At 64.1% G+C, this 24,863-nt stretch carries 23 protein-coding genes, 2 tRNA genes and 1 riboswitch; of the genes, 18 read left to right on the top strand and 7 right to left on the bottom strand.

What is annotated here, in order from left to right:
• Positions 1-7 precede the first annotated feature (7 nt).
• The gene (locus tag AB0N72_RS04840) at positions 8-781 is read left to right on the top strand and encodes a CPBP family intramembrane glutamic endopeptidase (protein WP_363929831.1); all 774 of its coding nucleotides are present in this window, start codon (positions 8-10) and stop codon (positions 779-781) included.
• A gap of 159 nt (positions 782-940) precedes the next feature.
• On the opposite strand, the gene AB0N72_RS04835 is transcribed toward AB0N72_RS04840, so the two are convergent.
• Entirely contained in the window at positions 941-1,579 is a 639-nt protein-coding gene (locus tag AB0N72_RS04835) for a VOC family protein (RefSeq protein ID WP_363929830.1), read from the bottom strand.
• A gap of 191 nt (positions 1,580-1,770) precedes the next feature.
• Here AB0N72_RS04835 and AB0N72_RS04830 point away from each other — a divergent pair, with 191 nt between their 5' ends.
• Both AB0N72_RS04830 and AB0N72_RS04825 read left to right on the top strand, forming a co-directional pair.
• Positions 1,771-3,111 carry a bifunctional o-acetylhomoserine/o-acetylserine sulfhydrylase gene (locus AB0N72_RS04830; protein ID WP_363929829.1) on the top strand — a complete coding sequence of 447 codons (1,341 nt, stop codon included), beginning with the start codon at positions 1,771-1,773 and terminating at the stop codon, positions 3,109-3,111.
• Positions 3,112-3,283: 172 nt separating this feature from the next.
• Positions 3,284-3,401, top strand: a riboswitch (SAM riboswitch).
• A 14-nt stretch (positions 3,402-3,415) separates the two neighbouring features.
• Positions 3,416-4,537, top strand: coding sequence for a homoserine O-acetyltransferase (locus AB0N72_RS04825; RefSeq protein WP_363929828.1), 1,122 nt, complete (start codon positions 3,416-3,418; stop codon positions 4,535-4,537).
• Positions 4,538-4,564: 27 nt separating this feature from the next.
• Here the strand turns inward: AB0N72_RS04825 and AB0N72_RS04820 are convergent, their stop codons facing one another.
• From AB0N72_RS04820 to AB0N72_RS04810, 3 genes are read right to left on the bottom strand one after another with little or no spacing between them, the layout of a single operon-like run.
• The gene (locus AB0N72_RS04820) at positions 4,565-5,050 is read right to left on the bottom strand and encodes a hypothetical protein (RefSeq protein ID WP_363929827.1); all 486 of its coding nucleotides are present in this window, start codon (positions 5,048-5,050) and stop codon (positions 4,565-4,567) included.
• Between the two features lie 43 nt (positions 5,051-5,093).
• Positions 5,094-6,245: a winged helix DNA-binding domain-containing protein gene (locus tag AB0N72_RS04815; RefSeq protein WP_363929826.1), complete on the bottom strand. Its 1,152-nt coding sequence runs from the start codon at positions 6,243-6,245 to the stop codon at positions 5,094-5,096.
• 30 nt (positions 6,246-6,275) lie between these two features.
• Positions 6,276-7,118, bottom strand: a complete 843-nt coding sequence (locus AB0N72_RS04810; protein ID WP_363929825.1) for an SGNH/GDSL hydrolase family protein — start codon at positions 7,116-7,118, stop codon at positions 6,276-6,278.
• A gap of 70 nt (positions 7,119-7,188) precedes the next feature.
• On the opposite strand from AB0N72_RS04810, the gene AB0N72_RS04805 reads away from it, so the two are divergent.
• Positions 7,189-7,839: a phospholipase gene (locus AB0N72_RS04805; protein ID WP_363929824.1), complete on the top strand. Its 651-nt coding sequence runs from the start codon at positions 7,189-7,191 to the stop codon at positions 7,837-7,839.
• Between the two features lie 23 nt (positions 7,840-7,862).
• Here AB0N72_RS04805 and AB0N72_RS04800 read toward each other — a convergent pair whose 3' ends face one another.
• Complete coding sequence (locus tag AB0N72_RS04800) at positions 7,863-8,090, bottom strand: RNA-binding S4 domain-containing protein (RefSeq protein WP_363929823.1); 228 nt, start codon at positions 8,088-8,090, stop codon at positions 7,863-7,865.
• A 23-nt stretch (positions 8,091-8,113) separates the two neighbouring features.
• On the opposite strand from AB0N72_RS04800, the gene AB0N72_RS04795 reads away from it, so the two are divergent.
• From AB0N72_RS04795 to AB0N72_RS04730, 14 genes are all read left to right on the top strand, one after another.
• A complete protein-coding gene (locus AB0N72_RS04795; RefSeq protein WP_363929822.1) occupies positions 8,114-9,118 on the top strand; it encodes a DMT family transporter in 1,005 nt (334 codons plus the stop codon).
• 112 nt (positions 9,119-9,230) lie between these two features.
• Entirely contained in the window at positions 9,231-10,616 is a 1,386-nt protein-coding gene (locus AB0N72_RS04790) for a glycine--tRNA ligase (RefSeq protein WP_363929821.1), read from the top strand.
• A gap of 2 nt (positions 10,617-10,618) precedes the next feature.
• Positions 10,619-11,581 carry a GNAT family N-acetyltransferase gene (locus AB0N72_RS04785; protein ID WP_363929820.1) on the top strand — a complete coding sequence of 321 codons (963 nt, stop codon included), beginning with the start codon at positions 10,619-10,621 and terminating at the stop codon, positions 11,579-11,581.
• A 210-nt stretch (positions 11,582-11,791) separates the two neighbouring features.
• Positions 11,792-13,165, top strand: a complete 1,374-nt coding sequence (locus AB0N72_RS04780; protein WP_363929818.1) for an FAD-binding oxidoreductase — start codon at positions 11,792-11,794, stop codon at positions 13,163-13,165.
• 53 nt (positions 13,166-13,218) lie between these two features.
• Complete coding sequence (locus AB0N72_RS04775; RefSeq protein WP_363929817.1) at positions 13,219-14,673, top strand: YibE/F family protein; 1,455 nt, start codon at positions 13,219-13,221, stop codon at positions 14,671-14,673.
• Between the two features lie 100 nt (positions 14,674-14,773).
• Positions 14,774-15,727 carry an ABC transporter ATP-binding protein gene (locus AB0N72_RS04770; RefSeq protein WP_363929816.1) on the top strand — a complete coding sequence of 318 codons (954 nt, stop codon included), beginning with the start codon at positions 14,774-14,776 and terminating at the stop codon, positions 15,725-15,727.
• Positions 15,724-16,500, top strand: coding sequence for an ABC transporter permease (locus AB0N72_RS04765; RefSeq protein ID WP_363929815.1), 777 nt, complete (start codon positions 15,724-15,726; stop codon positions 16,498-16,500). The genes AB0N72_RS04770 and AB0N72_RS04765 overlap by 4 nt, the downstream gene beginning before the upstream one ends.
• A 30-nt stretch (positions 16,501-16,530) precedes the next feature.
• Complete coding sequence (locus tag AB0N72_RS04760) at positions 16,531-17,640, top strand: histidine kinase (RefSeq protein WP_363929814.1); 1,110 nt, start codon at positions 16,531-16,533, stop codon at positions 17,638-17,640.
• Positions 17,637-18,248 (top strand): response regulator transcription factor, encoded by a 612-nt coding sequence (locus AB0N72_RS04755; protein ID WP_363929812.1) that lies wholly within the window; start codon positions 17,637-17,639, stop codon positions 18,246-18,248. Before AB0N72_RS04760 ends, AB0N72_RS04755 begins: the two co-directional genes overlap by 4 nt.
• A gap of 43 nt (positions 18,249-18,291) precedes the next feature.
• On the top strand, positions 18,292-19,473 hold the full coding sequence (dusB, locus tag AB0N72_RS04750) for a tRNA dihydrouridine synthase DusB (RefSeq protein WP_363929811.1): 1,182 nt from the start codon (positions 18,292-18,294) through the stop codon (positions 19,471-19,473).
• 62 nt (positions 19,474-19,535) lie between these two features.
• A complete protein-coding gene (locus tag AB0N72_RS04745) occupies positions 19,536-20,852 on the top strand; it encodes a deoxyguanosinetriphosphate triphosphohydrolase (RefSeq protein WP_363929810.1) in 1,317 nt (438 codons plus the stop codon).
• Between the two features lie 17 nt (positions 20,853-20,869).
• Positions 20,870-22,753, top strand: coding sequence for a DNA primase (gene dnaG / locus AB0N72_RS04740; RefSeq protein ID WP_363929809.1), 1,884 nt, complete (start codon positions 20,870-20,872; stop codon positions 22,751-22,753).
• Between the two features lie 53 nt (positions 22,754-22,806).
• Positions 22,807-22,879, top strand: a tRNA-Asn gene (locus AB0N72_RS04735).
• A 115-nt stretch (positions 22,880-22,994) separates the two neighbouring features.
• Positions 22,995-23,067, top strand: a tRNA-Asn gene (locus AB0N72_RS04730).
• 46 nt (positions 23,068-23,113) lie between these two features.
• Here AB0N72_RS04730 and AB0N72_RS04725 read toward each other — a convergent pair.
• Together AB0N72_RS04725 and AB0N72_RS04720 are read right to left on the bottom strand one after the other, a co-directional pair.
• The gene (locus tag AB0N72_RS04725; RefSeq protein WP_363929808.1) at positions 23,114-23,521 is read right to left on the bottom strand and encodes a hypothetical protein; all 408 of its coding nucleotides are present in this window, start codon (positions 23,519-23,521) and stop codon (positions 23,114-23,116) included.
• A 44-nt stretch (positions 23,522-23,565) separates the two neighbouring features.
• Entirely contained in the window at positions 23,566-24,849 is a 1,284-nt protein-coding gene (locus tag AB0N72_RS04720; RefSeq protein ID WP_363929807.1) for an alpha/beta hydrolase-fold protein, read from the bottom strand.
• Positions 24,850-24,863: the final 14 nt, after the last annotated feature.

The following is a 24,863-nucleotide window of genomic DNA, read 5'->3' as shown; positions in this document are numbered from 1 at the left end:
TAGGTACATGTTCCTTGCTTCCCGTCGGCGGCTGCGCGCCGAAGTGCTCATCGTCCTGGGCCTTTCCCTGGGCCAGTCGGCCGTCTACTCCGTGGTGCAACTGCTGGACAAGATGACGCGGGCCCCACTGGCTGATGCAACGTCCACCCTGAACAGGTCGCAGAGCACGCGGGAATATTTCGATCTCACGTACCAACTCCTGGACATCATCTTCGCCCTGGTGCCTGTGGCCCTGGTGTTCTACTTCCTGTCAACGCATGTCCAGGCCAACAGGGACGGTGAAGGAGGTTCGGCGTTCTCCCGGCTCGGTTTCAACTTCGCCCGTCCCGGCAAGGACCTTCTTCAGGGCCTCGGCCTGGCGGCGCTCATTGGCATTCCATCCCTGGGCCTCTATGCGGCAGGCCGGGCCCTGGGAATCACCACAGCCATTGTGCCCAGCGGCCTGGACGCCTACTGGTGGACGGTCCCGGTGCTCATACTCTCTGCCGTGCGCCACGCAATCGTGGAAGAAGTGATCGTGGTGGGCTACCTGCTGGACCGCTTCGGCAGGTTTGGCTGGAGCGTGCCCGTGGGGATCGTTGTCAGCGCGGTCCTGCGCGGCAGCTACCACCTGTACCAGGGCTTTGGGCCGTTCATCGGCAATGTGGTGATGGGGCTCGTCTTTGGCTGGATCTACACCAGGACCAAGCGGGTGATGCCGTTGGTCATCGCCCACGCCCTGCTGGACATTGTGGCGTTCGTCGGATTCAGCCTGTTTGGGAAAGCGGTTGGCCTGGGCTGAGCAGCCGATAAAGCTGTCGCAGCCCCTAAAGCCGTTGCAGCCCTTAAAAGTATCCGGCCGCCATCGGTGGGTGACGTCATTGGCACCCGCTGATGGCGGCCGAAGCTTTGTTTGGACCCAGGCGTCCAGGGCCAGGGTGGGCCCGGATGAAGGGAACGGTCAGATGGTGACTGCTCCGGAGGCGGTTTCGAACGTGACGGCCAGGATGCCGGGCGTGCCGTGGGGGGCCATCCACTGGACTGCGACGTCCTCGAGCGGCTTCTCCACCGGCTCACCCAACCATTCGGTGACGCGCTCGGCCGAGCCTGCGATGGTGAGGCTGGACATCTTCACGTCGCTCTCGTAGACCTTGGACGGGTGCAGTGAGGGGTCGCCCTCCCACTTGAGCATGTACGGCACCTGCGGATCGGCGATCAGGCCGAGGATGCCGATTTGCTGCCACACGAGTTCGCGGCCGTCAGGGAACTTGCGGTTGCCCGGTACTGCGGCCCGGCCGAGGCGCTCCTCGAAAGGTGCGAGGTCCTCAACTGCCACGCACCAGCCCATCCAACCGCCGCCGGCCGCTGAGCGTGCACGGACTGCCTGGCCGAAGGGTGCTTTGTCGGAAGCGGGGTGGTCCAGGACCTCGACGACCTCCAGGTACTTGTTGTCCGCGAGGGGAATGATCATGTTCCGGGTGCCGAAGCGCGGGTGCACTCCACCCCGGACTGCGTCCACTCCCAGAGCCGCGGAAATTCGTTCGGTAGTGGCCAGAAGGCCATCTCGTTCACAGGCGTAAGAGACGTGATCCATGCGCATGGCTTCATCTTGGCACTTTGTGATCGGTGTCTCAGCTAAGTCAAGCCTAACCATGATGGGATCTCATCCCGGGCGTCATGGAAAGCCGCAAAAGACCTCAAAAATTCCAAGGACGTCACAAAGCTGTCCAAGGGCCCGGACACTTCCTAGACTGGCCGCAGCTTCCTTCCCACTGCCCATCAGCCGATCACATGCGTTACGAACAGGAGAACTCCATGTCCCAAGGATGGTCTTTCGAAACCCGCCAGATCCACGCAGGCCAGGAACCGGACGCGGCAACGGGAGCGCGTTCGCTGCCGATCTACCAAACTACGTCCTTCGTGTTCCCCAGCGCCGAAAGTGCTGCCAACCGCTTCGCCCTGGCCGAGCTCGCTCCGATCTACACCAGGATTGGAAACCCGACGCAGGACGCCGTGGAGCAGCGGGTGGCCAGCCTTGAAGGTGGCCTGGGCGCACTGCTGCTGAGCTCCGGACAGGCAGCCGAGACATTTGCCATCCTGAACATTGCCGAGGCCGGCGACCACATCGTGGCCAGCCCCAGCCTCTACGGCGGCACCTACAACCTCCTGGCGCACACCCTGAAGAAGTTCGGAATCTCCGTGACTTTCGTCGAAGATCCGGACAACCTGGAGCAGTGGCGCGACGCCGTCCAGCCGAACACCAAGCTGTTCTTTGGCGAAGTCGTCTCCAATCCACGCCAGGATGTGCTGGATATTGAGGGCGTTGCCGGCGTGGCACACGAAGCAGGCGTGCCCCTGATCGTGGACAACACGCTCTCCACCCCTTACCTGATCCGTCCCATCGAATGGGGCGCCGACATTGTGGTCCACTCCGCCACCAAGTACCTGGGCGGACACGGTTCGGCCATTGCCGGCGTGATCGTTGATTCCGGCAACTTCGACTTCGGCAAGGACCCTGAGCGCTTCCCGGGTTTCAACACCCCGGACCCCAGCTACAACGGGCTGGTATATGCCCGCGATCTCGGCAAGGACGGTGCCCTTGGCGCCAACCTCTCCTACATCCTGAAGGCCCGCGTCCAGCTTCTTCGCGACCTCGGCTCCGCAGTGGCCCCCTTCAACGCCTTCCTCATCGCCCAGGGCCTGGAGACGCTGAGCCTGCGTGTGGAACGCCATGTGGCCAACGCCACCAAGGTGGCTCAATGGCTTGAGGACCATGACGACGTCGAATCGGTCGCCTACGCGGGCTTGCCGTCCAGCCCCTGGTACGAGCGCGGCCGGAAGTACGGTCCCCAAGGCACGGGCGCCATCGTCGCTTTCAACATCAAGGGTGGCGTGGAAGCCGGAAAACGTTTCGTGGACGGGCTCGAACTGCACTCCCACGTGGCCAACATCGGCGACGTCCGCTCCCTGGTCATCCACCCGGCGTCGACCACCCACAGCCAGCTGACTGCGGAGCAGCAGCTCGTCGCCGGCGTCAACCCGGGCCTGGTCCGCCTGTCCGTTGGCATTGAGCACATCGACGACATCATTGCCGACCTTGAAGCCGGCTTCCGCGCTGCCAAGGGTGCCTGAGCAGGCGGTTCACGCACACAGCTGATACATTCAGGCCTGCCGCCCGGATCGACGATTATTCGCCGGGCGGCAGTCCAGGGTGCTCTTTGGTGAATCAAAAGAGCCCTGAACGTCACACTGGTGTCACATTCTTCGCCAGAACCATGGTGTTTTTCCTAGACTCTACGTATTAGGTCATGAGTGCCAGCAGATAGCCCCGGCTTGCTGGCCGGCAACCCTCCTTCCGCGGCGGGGTGCCCCGGGTGAGGACCTGGCCTGTTCGCACGCAAGGCGACAGGCAAGCGCGAGGTTAGGTATCAAAGGAATGACCATCACTGCTACAGCCCTTCCCAAATCCGGTGAAGAAGACGGAACAGTCAAATACGCGGGCATAGGTCCGCTGGCGCTCGAAGCCGGCGGTTACCTCCCCGACGTCGTACTGGCCTACGAAACATGGGGACAACTCAACGCAGATTGCTCCAATGCTGTCCTTATCCAACATGCCCTGACGGGAAGCACCCATGTTGCCCGCGGTGCCACGGACGAGGAAGGCTGGTGGGAGCAGCTCGTGGGGCCCGGTGCCACCATCGACACCAACCGTTTCTTCGTCATATCCATCAACATTGTGGGCGGCTGTTACGGAAGCACCGGGCCTTCCTCCAAAGCGCCCGACGGCAAGCCCTGGGGGTCGCGGTTCCCGCTGGTGACTCTTCGTGACAGCACCGTCGCCGAAGCCCGCTTGGCGGACCTGCTGGGGATTGAAGCCTGGCATGCTGTCCTGGGCGGCTCGATGGGCGGGGCCAGGGCGCTCGAATGGGCCGTTACGTACCCGGAAAGGGTCAAGCGCTGCGCCGTCATTTCGGTGGGCGCCTACAGTACTGCCGAACAAATTGCCTTCGCCCAGGCACAAACCCTCGCCATCCGGCAGGACCCGCATTTCAACAACGGGGACTACTATGGCGGCGCGGCCCCGGAACACGGCCTTGCGCTGGCCCGCCGGATCGCCCACATCACCTACCGCTCAGCCATTGAGTTGGACCTGAGGTTCGGCAGGGAAGCCCAGCACCAGGAGTCACCACTGGCTGCGGCAGTGCTGGGCGAGCGCGGACGCTACCAGGTGGAAAGCTACCTTGATCACCAAGGGACGAAGCTAGTCCGCCGATTCGATGCCAACAGCTATATCGCTATCACCGAAGCACTCATGTCCCACGACATCACGCGTGGACGCGGCACGCTGGAGGAGGCCCTTTCGCGTACGACAGCTGAATTCTTCGTAGCTGCGGTGGACACGGACAGGCTGTATTTCCCAGCCCAGTCCAGGGAACTGGCAGCGGCACTTCCGGGCGTTGTTCCGGTGCACACCATCGCGGCCCCGATCGGCCACGATGGCTTCCTCACGGAAATCGGCCAGTTGTCGGAGCAGCTTCGCGGCGCGTTCTTCGCCTGAGCCACCGGATTCCTGCGGTACCGGTGCTCAGCCGTTCATGATCTCCGCACGCTGCTTCATGTAGTCCTCCATGGCAATCTGGCCGTTGGTGAACTTCGCATCCAGCTCTGCCAGTTTCCTGGCGCGGTACCCCTGTGGTTCGGGGGCTGAACCTGGATACGGTGACGGTGCTGGCGGGCTTGCCTGGTAGCTGCCGCCGGGTTGGTATGTGCCGCCCGGCTGGTAGGAAGCGCCCGACGGCGGAGCCGCCTGCGGTGCCTCGTCCGCGGGCCGGATGACGGGCGGCTCGGTTGGAAAGCCCGGATAGTTCTGCGGAGGGTAGTTCTGGCCCGGGTAGTTTTGCGGAGGGTAGTTCTGGCCCGGGTAGTTCTGCGGAGGGTATCCCGGCCCGGGGTAATCCGGGCCGCGGAAGTTCCCGTTCTGCAGGCGGCGTGCCCTGGACCGGTTGTACATGCGGATCCCCATCGGAATCAGCCACGAGCAGACGATGATCCAGAAGATCAGATTGTTCACAGTGCAGGCCTCCTAGGTCTTATCCCAGCTTAGCCCCGCGTGCTCACACCAGCTTTGTTTCCATACCCAGGAAGCGCCCGTAGCGCGCTGCTTCGGTTTCCAGCGCGCTCTGCTCATCCCTGGTTGCAGGCCTGTTCATGCGGACGTCGAGCTCGCAGACACCACCATTGAAGCCGTGCCGCCACCATCCTGCCAAGCTGCCGTCCAGGAGGACCACATGCATGGGGCCGTTGTCTTCAGGAAGGTAGGGCGCCGTGCCGCCCAGATAGTGGCGGGACTGGGAATAGCCCATTACGTACTCGTCGAAGCATTGGATGAGGTCCACCCGGGGGAGTGCGGAACCGTCGGCGGCTTCGTGTGGAGCATCCAGGCTCGCCACCTCGGACGCAGCCACATGGAAGTCCATCCCATCAAAGGAAGCCGAGGCCAAAGCGCCCGGTGATATTTCATCAGCGACGGTGAGGCCCAGCTTCACGTCCTTCATGGTCAGCCCGGACCACGCCGCACAGTCCTTCACGGTGGCAGGTCCCCGGCTGCTGAAGTACCGCAGTGCAAGCTGCCCCAGCGCCTGCTCACGGTCCGCCCCGGTGAGGGTCCCGGTAAACGGACCGGTGACGCGTTCCTCGAACAACGCATACGTCTGTTTCAGTGCACCACCGTCGGACCGGACAGGAGGGCCGCTGACGAGGATGCCGCTGATTTCCGCGTGCATGAGGTGGTAGATGAATCCCAACCCCTTGCTGGGGAAGCCGGCCTGCCCCATTGCCTCGGCCAGTTCTTCCCGGGTTTTGTGCGCGCCGCCGGCTACAGCTGCCGCCAGGATCCGGCCACTGCGGGCGGCCGTCTCCTGGTCCACGCCGGTCTGCCGGTACATTCCTTTGTTGCCCTGGTGCAGCCGGTCGGCGGACAACCCCATCAGCCAGCCGAGGTCGTCTTTGTGGACAAAGTGCCATGTGGGGCGGAGGATGTGGGTGCGCAGGATCGTTCCATCAGAAACGGCTTGTTCCACGTCGGCGGCAGTGCCGCACGGCGTCCGTTGCGCCACGGTCCAGCGGGCATAGGCAAATTCCTGGGACTGGACGGCCAGGAGGTTGCGGACCACATCACCGGGTCCGGCGCCCAAGGGTGGCCGTAACTGCTGCCGCCTCAGGCGCAACTGCCGGACACCGGCTGTGCGGGAGGACTCCTCAGCCATGACCTTGGTACACCGCGCCCATCATTGCGCTCAGCTGCGCGGCAGCAAGGTGCCGCCGCCACCAAAGACGGGTCCCGGCGTCGGGCGCTTTGGCGTGATGCCGTCGCCGGAGGACTGGTGCCTGAGCCGCCGGATGACCCAGGGGACAAAGTATTCGCGGGCCCACACCAGGTCGGAGGACCGGGCTTCGCGCCACGTCCGGGGAGGCAGGGGTTTGGGGAGCAGGGGCTCCAGGGTGTGCTGGACGTTCAACGCGTCCAGGACCATCATCGCGATGGTGTGGTGACCCAGGGGCGAGAAGTGCAGGCGGTCCACATCCCACATTTGGGGGTCGGCCAGCTGCCGCAAGGACCACATGTCAGCAATGATGGCGTCGTGGCGGGCCGCCACCGTCCGCAGATTCTCGTTGTAGATGGCAACCTTGCCCCGGATGCGGCCCAGCACGGAAGACGCCGTATCCGGGCCGTTGAACAGGACCACGGTGGCACCGCCGGAACCAAGCTCGCCGACGGCGGCGTCCAGCTTCTCGGCCAGAAGGTCAGGATCGCCGCCCGGCCGGATGAGGTCGTTGCCGCCTGCCGAGATGGACACGAGATCCGGTTGCAGTTCCAGGCAGGGCCCCACTTGCTCGTCGATGATCTGCTGCAGCAGCCGGCCACGGATGGCGAGGTTGGCATAGGCGAAATCTTCGTGGCCGCGTCCAAGCTCTTCGGCTACCCGGTCCGCCCAGCCACGGTTGCCTCCGGGATTTGCGGGCTCGGGGTCGCCGATGCCTTCGGTGAACGAATCACCCAGCGCCACATATCGGCTCCAAGGGTGCTTTTGAAGGGGTTCGCCCGATTGCAACAAATGATTGTTCTCACTCACGTTCATATCCTGCCTCCTGACGCCCGACCTACGCCACCGTAGGTTGTTACCAGCGGGTAACTGCAAGAATGGAGGCATGACTGAAGCCCCCGCTTTCCCTGCACCTGTTGTCCTGTGGTCCCACAACGAAGCTGAGCGCGCCGGCAAGCCCCTGCTGGTCCTGCTGCATGGCTACGGGTCCAATGAGGAGGACCTCTTCAGCCTGGCCGGGCTCCTCCCGGAGGGTTTCGTGGTGGCCGCCCTCCGCGCCCCGATGCCCACGGGTCCGGGCTATACGTGGTTCCCACTGACTGCCTCCATCGACTACTCCCTGGACGCCGTGAAGCTTGCCGCCGAATACGCCCTCGAGTGGCTGGATACGGTCAAAGCCAACCATTCCTCGGTAACGCTGCTGGGTTTCTCCATGGGCATGGCCATGGCCACCACCATGCTCCGGTACCGTCCAGCGGACTTCGCTGCCGTCGTCGGGCTTTCAGGCTTTGTGATCGACGCCGGTGCTGACGCCGCCTTCCGCGACGACGAACTGGACGGTTCAGTTCCGATGTTCTGGGGCCGCGACCAGCAGGATCCTGTGATCACCCAGGACAAGATCGAGTACACCATGGGCTGGGTACGCCAGCACGTGGACCTCACCAAGGTGCTCTACGCCGGGATGTGGCACGGGATCAACCAGCAGGAAATCGGACACGTAGGGGAGTTCCTCACCCACAAGGTCCTCGCGCCCTAGGGGGCGTTGCTCAGGAGCGTTGCTCAGGCGGTGGTGATCCGGACGGTCTGTCCGTTGACCGTTACGGTATCGCCGGCATGGAGCTGGCGGCCGCGTCGCTCGTCGATCTCGCCGTTGACCTTGACCAGGCCGTTCTTGATGAGCTCCGCAGCTTCCACGCCGTCTTCGACCAAGCTGGCGAGCTTGAGCAGCTGGCCAAGGCGGATCATGTCGTCGCGGATGGGGATTTCTTCGATTTCGGGGTTGCTCATACAGCAATGATGCCTGAAGTAGTGTGGTGACGGTGCCGCAGCCTTCCTCCCGTCCCGCCCTTCCATTGGCCATTGGCCTCATCCTGGCCCTGGTGACCGGCCTGGTGCTCCCGCTCCAAGGACGCATCAACGGGGCCCTGGGTGCCACCCTGAATGACGGGATCGCAGCTGCTGTGGTGAGCTTCACCACAGGCTTGGTGGTCATTGGCGCGATTTCGGTCGCGACGCCCAAAGGCAGGGCCGGTCTGCAGCGCATTGTCCCGGCAGTCCGCACCGGTAGTTTCCCCCGCTTTTACGTCATGGCCGGCGGCATCGGCGCGTTTTTCGTCATCGCCCAAACGTTCACGGTGGGCCTGCTGGGCGTAGCCCTGTTCACGGTGGCGACGGTGACGGGCCAAACCCTGAGCGGCCTGCTCGTAGACCGCCTCGGAATTGCCCCCGGCGGCAAACGCTCCATCACGGGCCTCCGGGTGGTGGGAAGCGTCCTCACCGTGGCGGCTGTCGCTTGGGCCGTGTCGCCGCACTTTGCCGGCTCATCCGACGTCGGCACGCTGGTTCTTCCGGTCCTGCTGCCTCTTTTGGCGGGTTTCCTGATGAGCTTCCAGCAAGCCATGAACGGCACCGCTACTGTGCACTACGGCACTCCCATAGCGGCCACGTTGGTCAATTTCCTGGCCGGGTCCGTAGTGCTGTGGATCGCCTGGCTGGTCAAGATCGCGGTGCTTGGAACCGGAAATCCCTTGCCCACCGACTGGTGGTACTACGTTGGGGGGCCGCTGGGCTGCGTGGCCATTGGCCTTGCGGCGCTGCTGGTGCGCACCCTTGGCGTCCTGATCACCGGCTTGGGCATGATTGCCGGCCAACTGGTGGGGTCGTTGGTGCTCGACGTCGTGATCCCCAGTCCCGGCACGGTGGTCGCCTTGCCCACGGTGCTGGGTACCGTCCTGACGCTGGCCGCGATCATCGTTGCCACCTTGCCGTGGCCGAAGGGAGCCTTCGCACGAAGGGGTGCGGCGAAAGGCCGGTAGGGTAGGAGTCAGCAAATTTCCCCATCACCCCGCCGGGCAACCACGTCCGGAATCCGGGGGCCAACCACCGCGGACCGCACCCAGCGGCCCTGTAGAACAAATGGAGTCACCCATGGCAGCAAAATCCGTCCTTGACCAGGTCATTTCCCTCTCCAAGCGGAGGGGCTTTGTCTTTCAGGCCGGTGAAATCTATGGTGGCTCCCGTTCTGCCTGGGACTACGGTCCCCTTGGCGCAGAGTTGAAGGAAAACATCAAGCGCCAGTGGTGGCAGAGCATGGTCCGCGGCCGCGAGGACGTTGTAGGCCTTGATTCCTCCGTCATCCTTCCCCGCCAGGTGTGGGAAGCCTCCGGCCACGTGGAGGTCTTCTCGGATCCCCTGGTGGAGTGCCTTTCCTGCCACAAGCGCTACCGCGCGGACCACCTCGAAGAAGAGTACGAGGAGAAGAAGGGCCGCCCGGCAGAAAACGGCCTGGCGGACATTGTCTGCGCCAACTGCGGCACCCGCGGCCAGTGGACCGAACCCCAGGAATTCTCCGGCCTGCTGAAGACCTTCCTCGGACCGGTAGCCAGCGACGAAGGCATGCACTACCTGCGCCCGGAGACCGCCCAAGGCATCTTCGTGAACTTCAACAATGTGCTCACCACGTCCCGGAAGAAGCCGCCGTTCGGCATCGGCCAGATCGGCAAGTCCTTCCGCAACGAAATCACCCCGGGCAACTTCATCTTCCGCACCCGTGAATTTGAGCAGATGGAGATGGAGTTCTTCGTCGAGCCCGGCACGGATGAGGAGTGGCACCAGTACTGGATGAAGGAGCGCATGTCCTGGTACACGGACTTGGGCATCCGCGAAGACAACCTGCGCTTCTTCGAGCACCCGCTTGAAAAGCTCAGCCACTACTCCAAGGGCACCACGGACATCGAGTACCGTTTTGGTTTCCAGGGCTCCGAGTGGGGCGAGCTCGAAGGCATCGCGAACCGTACGGACTTCGATCTCTCCACGCACGCCAAGGCTTCCGGCACGGACCTGAGCTACTTCAACCAGGCCACCAACGAGCGCTACACGCCGTACGTGATCGAACCCGCCGCCGGCTTGACCCGCTCCTTCATGGCGTTCCTGATCGATGCGTACACCGAAGACGAGGCACCCAACGCCAAGGGCGGCGTCGACGTCCGTACGGTATTGAAGCTGGATCCGCGGCTGGCCCCGGTCAAGGCAGCGGTCCTGCCGCTGAGCCGCAACGAGGACCTCTCGCCCAAGGCCAAGGCGCTGGGCGCCCAGCTGCGCAAGAACTGGAACATCGACTTCGACGACGCCGGTGCCATCGGCCGCCGCTACCGTCGCCAGGACGAAATCGGTACTCCGTTCTGCATCACCGTGGACTTCGACACGCTCGAAGACCAGGCAGTGACCATCCGTGAGCGCGACACCATGAGCCAGGAGCGCGTTTCCCTGGACAAGGTTGAGGGCTACCTCGCCGCACGCCTGATCGGCGCTTAATCATGGCGTTGGAATACCGCGAATGGAAGGAGGGCGACGACCTCGCCCTCCTGGAAATCTGGGGTGGTCCGGAGACCCTCCCGGCTGAGCAGTTCCGTGCTGCGCTCGCACCGTCGAGCAACCAGCCGTGGCGCCGGTGCATCGTGGCCGAGGACGTGGTGGACGGCGTGCGGATCCCCGTTGCCGCCGCCGTGGTCCATGAAGCCTCGCTGCACCCGGAACGCCTCTGGGCCTACATCGAGGTTGCCAAGGACCACCGCCGTGAAGGCGTCGGGGCAACGTTGCTGACCATGCTCCGTGCCGAAGCCGGGAACTCGCCGTCGGGCGTTTCCAGGCTGCGCAGCAAAGTGGAGCCGGACACCGCCGGCGCTGCGTTCGCAGCCGCGGCCGGTCTTGCTCCCATCCAGCGTTCCCAGCTGGTGGTGGTGGAGCCGGAACCGCTTTCGCTTCCGCGGTTCGGCGATGGTTCTGAAGAAGCTGCGTCCGAGCGCGTGGAGGACCTGGCTACAGGTTCCGTCGAGCTGAGCGAGGTCGTGGGCAAGTACTACACCCACGTCCACCACTGGGACAGCCCAGGGGAGCTCAGCATTGCCACCGTCCAACGCCTGTTCCTTCACGACCTCACGGGCGCCCACGGTGCCATCGTGCTCCGCGCGCCCAAGGCCAGCGCTTTTGGCCAGGGTGTTCCCGCCAGTCGCAAGGGCAAGATCCAGGCATTCGCCATCAGCTACGCACAGGGCAACGCGGACGAGCCCTCCGATGTCTTCCTGGGCCATGACCCCAGCCTGTCCGCCGAGGAAGCTGCCTTCGCGGTTCGTGACTTGCTGGCGCTCATTGCCTACCAGCACCCTGTGCTGCTGGAAGTCGATGAGTCCATGACCGCGCTGCGGACGGTCCTGGAACCTCTGCTGGAATCCGGCAAGGCCCACGTCCGGGGCGCGGACACTTTGATCGTCAGCGACTGACGAACTCCGCCGAAACCACTGGCAAATCCTGCCTGGCCCCTGTCTCCGGGGCCAGGCAGGATTTGCTGTTTCCGGGGTCCTTTGCCAAAGGTTCTTGACGATGCAAAGGCTCAGGAGTAGTCCTGACGACGTAAGCCCCCACGCCATCACATCCGGGGGGGAGAAGCGTGTGGAAAGTCCGGTCTCACGTCTGAATCGATGGTATGCAGAATGAACCAGATTGCCCTCGACGGGCTCCGGGAACAGTTGCGCGGGCAACTCGTCACTCCCGAAGATCCTGATTACGACACGGCACGGGCCGTCTTCAACGCCATGGTGGACAAACGTCCCGCCGGCGTCATCCGTGTAGCGCAGGTCTCCGACGTCATAGCCGGGGTGAACTTCGCCCGCGAACACTCCATGCCACTTGCCATCAGGGGAGGTGGCCACAGCGCTCCCGGATTTGGCACGTGGGATGACGCACTGGTTCTGGACTTCGTGAACCGCACCGGAGTGCGGGTGGATCCTGCAAGTTCGAGGGCCCGTGCCGAAGCCGGTACTACCTGGGCCGACTTCAACCACGCCACCCATGCGTTCGGGCTCGCGACTACCGGCGGCATCGTGGGATCCACGGGCGTGGCGGGACTGACGTTGGGCGGAGGCATCGGCTATCTCGCCAGAAAGTACGGGCTCTCCTGCGACAACCTTGTGTCCGCGGATGTCGTGACCGCTGATGGCAACTTCCTGGTTGCCAGCGAAAACCAGAACGAAGACCTCTTTTGGGCGATCCGCGGAGGTGGCGGAAATTTCGGCGTCGTGACCTCCCTGGAATTCCAGCTTCATCCAGTGGATATGGTCCATGCGGGGATCATTATCTATGGCGCGGAGAACATCCCTGCGGTGGCCCGGTTCTACCGTGAGTACATAGCCTCCGCACCGGAAGAGTTCGGGGCTTTCCTGGGCTTCCACCAAGGACCACCGGTGCCTTTCCTTCCAGAGGAATGGCACGGAAAATCCGTGTGCGTGGTGGTAGGAATGTGGACAGGCGATCCGGCAGAAGGCGAAGCACGCTGGAAGCCGTTCCTGGACGCCGCCCCCGTGGCAGGCTCCATGGTGGCGCCCATGCCTTATCCGGCCCTGAATGTGGCGTTTGATGGTCTCAACCAAAAAGGCATGCAGGGCTATTGGAAGGCCAACTTCCTCCGGGAGCTCAATGACGGAGCCATTGCGGCGCATGCCCAGTTCGGCGCAACCGTGACCAGCGTCAACACTGCGGTCCACGTCTACCCCATCGACGGTGCCGTATCCCGCGTGGGGGTCCAGGACACTGCCTTTGCCCACCGCGACATGAAGTTCTCGCCGGTTATCGCCACGCAATGGCCGGACCCTGCAGACAACGAAGCAAACATCGCATGGGCCCGCGCATACGCCGCTGCCTTGGCCCCGCATTCGGAAGCCGGGGGATACATCAATTTCATGGACTCCGAGGACCAGAACCGGATCGCGGACAACTACGGACCCAACTGGGAGAAGCTGGTGGCGATTAAAGCCAAATATGACCCCGGAAACCTCTTCCGCGTCAACCAGAACATCGCGCCAGCCTGAGCCAGGAGTCCCCGCCGTCCCACGTAGGCTTAACCCATGAGGTTTTGCAGCTGATGGGCCACAGTCACTCCCACGGTCATCCAGAGGGGCCGGAGCCAACCCCGCAGGCGATCGCTTCCCGGAAACGGGCCAATTGGCTGTTGGCGGCGGTCCTGGTTCCCTTGGGTGTCCTGACGCTCGTGGCGATGTTGCTGATGTGGCCATCGGGCAGCCGGGAAGGGATCAATTTCTCCAGTCCCTACCAGGCTGCCCCCGGCGTCACGTTCGATACCGGCCGGATCCAAAGCGTGGTGGTGGAAAGCTGCACGCAGACCGGTCAATCCAGCACAGGACAAAACCAGTCCAGCCAGAACCAATCCGGCGGCTCCCAGTGCACTTTCGCCTTCACCGTGCCGGACAAGGGTGGAGAAGCGGTCAAAGTGGTCATCAACCCCGACGTGGCGATGTCCCATGGTGTTGATGTCGGCGATTCCATCAGGTACCTGAACCTCTCGGGCGTCCAGGGCAACAACGCCGGCAGTGGTGCGCCGGCATATGTCTTCGTGGACTTCGTCCGCAACATCCCCATCGCCGCGTTGGCGGTGTTGTATGCGGTGGTGGTGATTGCCGTGGCCCGCTGGCGTGGCTTCCGGGCACTTGTGGGCCTGGTGGGCGCCTACTTCGTCCTGGTCAGCTTCATCCTGCCCGGGCTGGTGGAGGGCAAGCCGCCCCTGTTGCTGGCGTTGGTGGGCTCCACCGTGATCATGATCGGGGTCCTCTACTTTGCCCACGGATTCTCGGCGCGAACGTCGACGGCGTTGCTTGGCACAATTTTCGGGCTCGGGATCACTGCGTTGCTGGCCGCCTGGGCCACCGACGCCGCCAACCTGGCCGGGGTGGGCAACCACGACGCCTCAACGCTGGTCAACATGTCACCCCGGATCTCGATCTCAGGGATCATCCTTTGCGGGCTGATTATTTCCGGCCTGGGTGTCCTTAATGACGTCACCATCACCCAGTCCTCAGCAGTGTGGGAACTCTACGAGCTGGCGCCGAACACCAGCGCCCGCAAACTCTTCTCCTCGGCCATGCGGATTGGCCGGGACCACATCGCCTCAACTGTCTACACCATCGCCTTCGCCTACGCGGGTGCGGCCCTTCCCATCCTCATCATCGTGATGCTGTACGACCGCCCCCTGGCCGAAGCCCTGACCAGCGCAGAACTCTCGGAGGAAGTCATCCGGACCTTGGTGGGCTCCATCGGGTTGGTCCTCGCCATTCCGGTCACCACCCTGATCGCAGTCCTGGTGGTCAAGGCCACTGGCCTGAAACGCCTCGCCGCCGGGGGACCGACCGTACGTGCCGACGACCTTGAGGATACCGGCGCGCTGGCCGCGGCCGCCGTCGTCGTGGGTTCGGAGCAGGACGAAAGGAACGACGCCGGCGCTCGGCCGGGCGCGGACAGCGGGCCGGCGCGGCCTGGAAGCCGCAGGGCGCAGCGCGAAGCCGAGCGTCGGGGCAACGGCTAGCCGGATGACATTTGTCATGTCGAACGGGTGACACCCGCTACGGGCGCGCGGACCTTCCTCCGGCTTGAATGGGTGGACAAGACCTATTCCAGGGGGAGCAATGACAACACCGGGAGTGCCGGCCGTTCGCGCAGCCGGACTATACAAGAGCTTCGGAACGGTCCAGGCTGTGCGCGGCCTGGACCTGACGGTGCAGCAGGGGGAAGTCGTGGCTTTCCTGGGGCCCAACGGAGCCGGTAAAACCACCACCATCGACATGATCCTGGGCCTGAGCAGTCCGGACCAGGGCGAGGTCTCCATCTTCGGCCACACACCCCGGGGTGCCATCGCCCGCGGACAGGTGGCGGCCGTGATGCAGACCGGCGGCTTGCTGCGCGACATCAGTGTGCGGGAAACCGTGCAATTGACGGCCGCGATGTTCGATTCGGCCCGGCCCGTGGATGAAGTCCTGACCCGTGCGGGAATTCTGGACATTGCCGATCGCCGGGTGGAGAAGTGCTCGGGCGGACAGCAGCAGCGCCTGCGCTTTGCCATGGCACTGGTCCCGGACCCTGGCCTGCTGATCCTGGATGAGCCGACCACCGGCATGGATGTTGCCGGGCGCCGGGACTTCTGGTCCGCCATCCGCGATGACGCCTCGAAGGGGCGGACCGTCATTTTCGCCACCCATTACCTTGAAGAAGCCGACGCCTACGCCGACAGAATAGTGCTGGTGCGCCAAGGGACAGTGGTTGCTGATGGCACTGCGGCCCAGATCAAGAACCTGGCCTCCGGGAGGACGGTCCGGGCCTCGCTGCCGCCTGATGACCGCGCGCTGCTGGCAGGACTGGCAGGTGCCGATCAGGTGGAGTTCGACGGCGGCCGCGTCACCGTCCGCACCGCCGACTCGGATTCGGTGGTCCGGTACCTGCTCAACAACACCGGCGCCCACGATCTTGAGGTCGTCGCGAACAATCTCGAGGAGGCCTTTGTGGCGCTGACGGCAGACCAAGTCCCTACAGCCACAGCCCCGGCGGCCACATCCCCTACGATTCTGGAAGGGGACCGCGCGTGAGCCAGTCGACAGCAATGCAGGACCGCAAGCCCTCCGCGGGAGGCGTCAACGCGACGTTCCTCTGGATTGAGATCAAGCGGATGCTCCGCAACCGGCGGACCATCATGTTCACGGTGCTCATGCCGGCCATCTTCTTCTTCATTTTCGGCCTGTCCAACAAGAACCAGCAGTTGCCCAACGGCCACAGCTACGGCCAGTACATCCTGATCAGCCTCACCGTGTATGCGGCCATGACGGCAGCTACGGGTGCGGGCAGCCAGGTTGCCGTTGAACGTGCGCAGGGCTGGAGCAGGCAGTTGCGCCTGACGCCCATGCTGCCCGGTGCCTATATTGCGGTCAAGGCAGCCGCCGCCCTGACCCTCTCACTGCTTGCAGTCATCGCCCAGTTCGTGATTGGTGCGATTGCCGGGGTGACCATGGACGCGCAGACCTGGCTGACCGCCGGGCTCGTGGCCTGGGTGGGTTCCCTGGTATTCGCCGCGCTGGGCCTCTTTGTGGGGTACCTCATGCCAAGCCAGAACGTCATGCAGATCCTGGGGCCGGCCCTTGCGATTCTGGCCATGCTCGGCGGGCTCTTCATGCCGATCGAGATCATGGGCGACACCTTTGGCGCAATCGCCAAATTTACGCCGGCTTACGGGATCGGACAGCTGGCGCGCAGTCCAATCACAGGGGAGTTTGACGCCCTGTGGATTGTCAACGTGCTGGTGTGGCTGGCCATCTTCGTGGGCGGAGCCGCCATGGCCTTCCGCCGGGATACCAGCCGTGTTTGAGCCCTGCCTCCCTTGACTAAGGTGGGATCCATGAGCAGCCCATCCCTGAGGGAATCCTTGCGTGGCCCCGGACCCCGCAGGTGGTTCATAGGCGCAGGCTTCTCCATCGTCCTCTGGGCCTGGCCCACCTGGAACCTGGTGTGGTCGGTGGACGAGCCGGCTGGCTGGAAGGTGCTGGCGTCGGCGTCCCTGGTGGCCTTCTTCGCAGCGTATGCCATATTGCCCATGTTCAGCCGACGCCGTGGCAACCGCACCGGCCTGTTGTGCGTCGCGATACTCCTGGCACTTAATGGCGTCGTCATTGGATTGGTCGGCAAGGAGGCCCTTTGGACGTGGCCGTTCCTGGCCTGCGCCATCGCGATGACTCCCTTGCCGCCACGCGTGGACTTTGCCTTGATCATGGGGTTGTCCGGGATTTCGCTGGCGTCCGAACTGGCCGACGGGAACCCGGAGCAAGCGTTCTTCCAGCCGGCGCTCATTTTGTCGCTGGGTTTCATGATGTCTTCGTTTGCCCGGCTCATCCGCCAGACAGCTGAGCTCCGCGCAGCCCAGACTGAACTCGCCGATGCCGCCGTGGCAGCGGAACGGAGCCGGGTGGCCAGGGATATGCACGACATCCTGGGCCATTCCCTCACCGTGATCGCCGTCAAGGCCGAACTGGCCGGGCGGCTGTTGGAGGATACGCCCGATGGCGCGGCGAAGGACAGGGCCGTGGCCGAGATCGGGGAGGTCCAGGAGTTGGCCCGCGGTGCGCTCGCCGATGTCCGCGCCACCGTGGCCGGCTACCGGGGCGTCAACGTCTTGGCCGAGCTTGCAGCTGCGCGGACGGCGCTGGAGTCGGCCGGCATCGACGCCGATCTTCCGCGCACCGTGGAGCAGGTTCCTGCCAAATACCGCGAGCTGTTCGGCTGGGTCCTCCGGGAGGGCGTCACCAACGTGGTGCGGCACTCAGGGGCCGTTCGCTGCAGGGTCCGGTTGACGGCGTCGGCGGTTCTGGTGGAGGACGACGGCGTGGGGCCGGGCCCGACAGCGGCAGGTACGGGCCTGGCGGGGATCCGGGAACGAGTGGAGACTGCGGGCGGAACGCTCAGCATTGGAGCGAGCGACCTGGGAGGGTTCAGATTGGCTGTTGACGTATGACGATCCGGTTGGTGATTGCCGACGACCAAGCCTTGGTCAGGGGTGCCCTCGCCGCCCTCCTGGGCCTTGAACCCGACATCGAAGTGGTCGCGGAGCTGGGCGACGGCACCGGCGTCGTGTCCGCCGTCGTGGAACATTCCGCGGACGTGGCGATGCTCGACGTCGAAATGCCGGGCTTGGATGGCATCGCCGCGGCGGCGGCTGTTCGCCGTGCGGCGCCCTCATGCCGTGTCCTTATGGTCACAACGTTCGGCAGACCCGGTTACCTCAGAAGGGCCATGCAGGCCGGCGCTTCCGGCTTCGTGGTCAAGGACACCCCCGCACGGCAGCTGGCCGAGGCCGTGCGCCGTGTTCACAGCGGCCTCCGCGTGGTCGACCCTACGCTTGCAGCGGAGTCGCTGATGTCCGGGGACAGTCCGCTGACCGACCGTGAGGCGGAGGTGCTGAAAGCTGCCTCCGACGGCGGGACGGTGGCAGATATTGCCAAGGCGGCAATGCTTTCGGAGGGCACGGTACGGAACTACCTTTCGGCGGCCATGGCCAAAACGGGTGGCCGCACGCGGGCTGAGGCCGTACGGCTGGCCCACGAGAATGGTTGGCTGCTGTAGGGCGTTCAATGCCCGATTTGCCCACCTTTGCAACAATGGATAAGTGACTGTAGTAGCGACGCCCCCCGCACCAAAGCTCGAGCTCCCGCCCCTTAAGCTCGGCGGGATCACCGTGGACACCCCGGTAATCCTTGCGCCGATGGCCGGGATCACCAACTCGGCCTTCCGCAGGCTTTGCCGTGAATACGGTGGCGGCCTGTACGTGGCAGAGATGGTGACCTCGCGCGCCTTGGTGGAGCGGACGCCCGAATCGCTGCGCATCATCTCCCATGACGAAGACGAGAAAGTGCGTTCCGTCCAGCTCTACGGCGTGGACCCAGTAACAGTGGGCGCTGCGGTCCGGATGCTCGTTGAAGAGGACCGCGCCGATCATATCGACCTCAACTTTGGCTGCCCGGTACCCAAAGTCACGCGTCGCGGCGGGGGCTCCGCACTGCCCTGGAAGATCGACCTCTTCACCTCAATCGTGCAGACCGCGGTCAAGGAAGCATCCAAGGGTGGCATCCCGCTGACCATCAAGATGCGCAAGGGCATCGACGACGACCACCTGACCTACCTCGACGCCGGCCGCATCGCCCGGGACTCCGGCGTAGCTGCGGTGGCGCTCCACGGGCGGACGGCGGCGCAGTTCTATTCGGGCCAGGCCGACTGGTCCGCGATCGCACGGTTGCGCGAGGCACTCCCGGACATCCCGGTGCTGGGCAATGGCGATATCTGGTCGGCCGAGGACGCCGTGCGGATGGTGCGGGAAACCGGCGTCGACGGCGTTGTTGTGGGCCGTGGCTGCCAGGGTCGGCCCTGGCTGTTTGGGGACCTGCAGGCAGCTTTCGAAGGCAGCGACCAGCGGCACCGGCCCGGGCTGCGCGAGGTTGCCGAGGGTGTGTATCGCCATGCGGAACTGATGGTGGAGACCTTCGGGAACGACGAATACAAGGCGCTCCGTGAGATCCGCAAGCACATGGCCTGGTACTTCAAGGGCTACGTGGTGGGCGGGGAGTTGCGGGCCAAGCTGGCCACGGTGCCAACCCTGGAAGTGCTGCGAGAACTTCTTGACGAGCTGGATATGGATCTTCCATACCCTGGCGTTGACTCGGAGGGTCCACGCGGCCGTGCGGGTTCTCCCAAGAAGCCGGCGCTGCCGAAGGATTGGCTGGAGAGCCGCCAGCTGAACGCTGAACAAAGCGCAGATATCTCGGCGGCGGAACTGGACGTTTCGGGCGGCTAGCCTCACACGTGTAAGACTGGCTCAAGAAGCTCCACACCCCGGCGCTTGAAGGAGGCAGACCCATGGGAACCGAAGCAATGCTTGGCCACGATGCAGCAAGCCACGATTTCGTGCTGGCCATCCCCGGATACTCCGAGGCAGACACTGCCCGGTGGGTTGAGGAACCACGCAAGAGCAATTACCGCTCCGACTTTGAACGGGACCGTGCAAGGGTCCTGCACTCCTCTGCGCTGCGACGGCTGGGAGCCAAAACACAGGTTGTTGCTCCGGATACCGACGACTTTGTCCGCACCCGGCTCACGCACAGCCTGGAGGTAGCCCAGGTGGGCCGCGAACTGGGACGGTCCTTGGGCTGCGACCCCGACGTCGTGGACACCGCGTGCCTGAGCCACGATCTGGGCCACCCTCCCTTTGGGCACAACGGCGAATCAGCCTTGAACGAGGTGGCACACACCATCGGCGGCTTCGAAGGCAACGCCCAAACACTCCGCCTGCTGACCCGGCTTGAACCCAAGGTGTTGACCGCGGACGGCAGGCCGGCAGGGCTGAACCTGACCCGCGCCAGCCTGGACGCTGCGTCCAAATACCCATGGTCCGCCGTCGACGCCCCTGTCATCCATGGCCACCGCACCAGCAAATTCGGGGCGTATGAAGACGACCTTCCCGTATTCGAGTGGTTGCGCGAAGGGGCACCCGGAAACCGTTCCTGCATCGAGGCCCAGGTGATGGACCTGGCCGATGACATCTCCTACTCGGTCCATGATGTCGAGGACGCGATCGTGGCCGGACATTTCCAGCTGAAATGGATGGAGAATCCGGACCACCGTGCCCGCGTGGTGGGCTACACCAAGCAGTGGTACCTCCCGCACAACGATCCCGCGGAAATCGATGCCGCGCTGGCCCGGCTCGAGGCCACCAAGGTCTGGGTGCGCGAGGCCGATGGCAGCCGTAAGTCCATGGCTGCACTGAAGGACATGACCAGCCAGCTGATCGGCCGCTTCTGCCAGAGCGCCATGGAAACGACCCGGGACCATTTCGGCCCGGCCAACCTCACCCGCTACGATGCCGAACTCATGGTGCCTGAGGAAACAGTCACCGAGATTGCGGTGCTCAAGGGCCTTGCCACCACCTTCGTCATCTCCACGGACCACCGCCAGCCCGTCTACGAGCGCCAGCGAGAGGTGCTGCACGCTCTCGTGGGCGTCCTGAACGCCACAGGCGACCGCCACCTGGAGCCGATGTTCGCCGCTGACTGGCGGGACGCCGTCGACGACGGTGCCCGCCTGCGCGTAGTGATCGACCAGGTGGCATCGCTGACGGACGTTTCTGCCTTGGCCATGTACGAGCGACTGGTGGGCAGCCTGCCGTCGCTGTGGTGACCCACTAGGATGGACACGTGGCTGGCCTGATCAAACGTGAAGATATCGACGAAGTACGCCAGCGCACGGATATCAAGGAAGTCGTTGACGGTTACGTCACGCTCAAGGGTGCCGGGCTGGGAAGTTTCAAAGGCCTGTGTCCCTTCCACGACGAACGTTCACCCTCGTTCACCGTCAGGCCGCAGGTTGGCCGTTACCACTGCTTTGGCTGCGGCGAGGACGGCGACGCCATCTCCTTCATCCAGAAGATGGACCACAGCTCATTCCATGAAGCCGTGGAAAAGCTCGCTGCCAGGATCGGGTACGAGCTGCGTTACGAGGACGGTGGCACAGGCCCCAGCCGCGAGGAAGTGGGCAAGCGCCAGCGCCTTCTTGACGCCCACAAAATCGCCGATGAGTTCTTCCGCGCCCAACTGCTGACGCCCGGAGCCGCAGAGGGCCGGAACTTCCTCGATGGCCGTGGCTTCGACCGCGCCGCTGCCGAACACTTCGGCGTCGGGTATGCCCCCCAGGGCTGGGATGCCCTCCTGAAGCACCTGCGGGGCCGTGGGTTCACCGATGCCGAATTAAAGCTCACAGGCATGTTTTCCGAAGGTAACCGGGGCATCTATGACCGCTTCCGCGGCAGGCTCATCTGGCCCATCCGCGACATCGCCGGCGACACCATCGGCTTCGGTGCCCGCAAGCTCTTTGAGGACGACCAAGGGCCCAAGTACCTGAATACCCCGGAAACCACGCTCTACAAGAAGTCCCAGGTCCTCTACGGCATCGACCTCGCAAAGCGCAACATCGCCAAGGACCGCCAACTCGTAGTGGTTGAGGGGTACACGGACGTCATGGCGTGCCACCTCGCAGGAGTCACGACGGCGGTAGCCACCTGTGGTACGGCGTTCGGCACAGAACACATCAAGGTGGCCCGGCGGCTGCTCTCGGACGACGGCAGCGGGGGAGAGGTCATCTTTACCTTCGACGGTGACGCAGCAGGCCAAAAGGCGGCCCTGCGTGCTTTCGAGGAGGACCAGCGCTTCACTGCCCAAACATATGTGGCCGTAGAGCCCACCGGTGCCGATCCCTGCGACCTTCGCCAGCTCAAGGGTGATGCGGCCGTGCGGGAACTCATTGGCACGCGCAAGCCCCTTTTTGAATTCGCCATCAGGGCTACCCTGAGGCGGCACAACCTGGACACCGTGGAAGGCCGCGTGGCAGCGCTGCGGGAGGCCGCGCCGGTAGTGGCGCAGATCAGGGACTCGGCCACCAGGCCCGAATACACGCGGAACCTTGCCGGCTGGCTGGGTATGCCCATCGAGGAAGTCAGCCGATACGTCGGTGCCGCAGCCAAGCGCGGGAGCACCGCCGGCAATGCTTCCGGTCCGGGGGATCCTGCTGCAGCCGCGGCAGCACCGCCGTCGGCCGGTCCGGTCTTCCAGCGCCCCAACCCGCGCGATCCCGTTGCCGGAATGGAGCGCCAGGCACTTGAGGTGGTGCTTCAGGACCCTGCCGTACTGGCGGGAGTGGCTTGGGACCGCTTTGCGGCCTCGCTGTTTGCCACGCCTGCCTACTCGGCCATACACGCTGCGATTCGTGCCACGGGACTGGCCTATGCGGCGGATCCGGTGTCCTGGGTGGAGCAGATCCGGCAGGAAGTACCCGAACCCCTGCGCAACCTGGTGTCCGAGCTCGCAGTGACGCCGTTGCCCGCCAGCACTCCCGAAGCGATGCAGCGGTACTGCCGCGACATCCTGGCCCGCCTCTTTGAACTGCAGATCACGCGCATCAAGGCAGAGAAGATGGGGCAGCTCCAGCGGCTCGATGCCGCTGCCCAGCCAGAGGAGTTCCAGCGCCTGAACCGCGAGTTGATGCAGCTGGAAATGGAGCGCCGGGCCCTGCGATCGGACGGCTGAGAGCCTCGATTTCGTTTTCCGGCAGGCCCCTGTTAAGCTAGTAACCGCTTCATTCCTCCGTAGCTCAATTGGCAGAGCATTCGACTGTTAATCGAAGGGTTACTGGTTCAAGTCCAGTCGGAGGAGCGCACAAAATCCCCGTTTCGGTTAGCCGGAACGGGGATTTTTTTATACCCCGGAGGGGTATCAACTGCCGATTTCGCATCCGGTAAAACCTTTGCTAAAGTCATAACCGCTTCATTCCTCCGTAGCTCAATTGGCAGAGCATTCGACTGTTAATCGAAGGGTTACTGGTTCAAGTCCAGTCGGAGGAGCACAAGGACCCCGTACCGGCTTCGCTGCTGGTGCGGGGTCCGCTGTTTAAACGAAATCCATCTCCACCTGCAGGAAGCGTGCGGCTTCAGCCACGGCCGCCATGAACGAATCCTGCTCGGTGGGAGGAGTCCTGGGTTCGCGGGGATGCCACTCATGCGGAGCCGAGTAGACCCTGGTGAATCCTCCGCCGGGAGGGGCATAGAAAATCCCGAACCGCTGCACGGGCCACTCGGGTGAAGTCTCCGGGGCCACCAACAACGCGGCATCCGTTTCAGGGTTGTACCACTGGGCTATGGGCCTGCGCCGGTCGTCCGTGAACAGTCCGCCTGCGTACAAAGCGGCCGACGGCGGACTGGTCACCGAGCACAGGCGGTCCCACCACAGCGGGAGGATGCGGTCATCCCTGCGCTGCCACGGTGCCGGAAACGGGTTCAGCTCTTGCCAATGTGGCACATCTCAACTTTATCGCCGGTGGGTGGCCGCGAAAAGGGGAGCCGCTAGCGGGACAGGCCCAGCCGCGGGTAGAGCACCTCGAAGCCCTTATCCAGGCCTGCCTTCAACGCCAGGCCGACGTGTCCGCCGTTGGGTACCTCGTAGTACGTCACCGCCATTCCGGCCGCTTGTGCCGCCGCTGACACCGTCTTGGCGGCGGCCACGTACGTGGCGTCGTCGGAGCCGGCAGTAAACACGGCGGTGGTATCGGGGAAGTGCTTGCCCTTCATGATGTTGACAGGCTTCGCGGCATCGTAGGCCGCCTGGTTGCCGCCGAAGATTTCTGCCAGATTGCCTTCAGGGTCCTCAGCCCCGGGGAATTCCTCGCCGGAGATATCAAGCACATTGCCCCACATATCGGGGTACTTAATGGCGAATGAGATGGCGCACTGGCCGCCGTTGGAATAGCCCGCGATGGTCCAGTGGTCCCTGTCGGGCAGGATATTCAAGTTGTCCTTGGCCCAGTTCACCACGTCCTGGTTGATGTACTTTTCCACGTTGCCGTACTTGGCGGTGTCCAGGCACAGGGTGTCATCCTCATCGGGGCCGATCTGGTCAGCGACGATGGCGATGGGGGCCAGCCCGTTGTTCCGGGCCGCGAAGTCATCAAGGGCGGCAGCGACATACTGCGGGTCAGGAACCCCGGGTTGGCCCATCATCAGGACAAACAGGGGCAAACGCGGGGGATTTGCCGTCAAGGCCGCTGGAGGCAGGTAGATCCCCGCCGGCCGCGCGTCGAATCCCGAGGCTGTCGCCGGGATGACCTGCGTGCCCACCTTTCCCTTGGCAGGCATGGAAGCCGGCGGGGTCCAGTGCTGCCACAGCGGTCCGGCGGGAATGGAGGCGTCCGGGTTCGGCTTGTTCAGTTCGATGACGTCCCCGGTGGAGATCCCCAGGGCCGAGCCCAGGGTGTTGTTCAGCCCGAACTCGGCATTGATGCCCAAAGCCGCCACGATGACGAAAACAGGCACCGATACGCCGGCAACCACCTTCCTCCAGAGCGGGCTGTGGAAGAAGCTGACCGCAGCCAGTCCGAGGGCGGCGAAACAGCTGATGGACCAGAACCACACCCGCGGCGTCAGGCCCACGTGGAAAACGTCCATGACGTCCTCCACCATCCAGACGGTGACCCACCCCAGCAGCCCGGCCAGCACAATGGCAGTCACGGCTGTGCCTACCCAACGGGCGGACGGCCGCAGGAACAGGACCAGGAAAAGCCCGGCGCCGGCGATCCCGGCAATGGCCAGGACGAGGGGGCTGCTGATCTCGAGTTTCAGGACCTCATTCATTGGCCGGGAGTCAT

It is taken from the genome of Paenarthrobacter sp. NPDC089307, assembly GCF_040685055.1.
Classification (GTDB): domain Bacteria; phylum Actinomycetota; class Actinomycetes; order Actinomycetales; family Micrococcaceae; genus Arthrobacter.
This window is presented reverse-complemented; position numbering and strand designations above follow the sequence as displayed.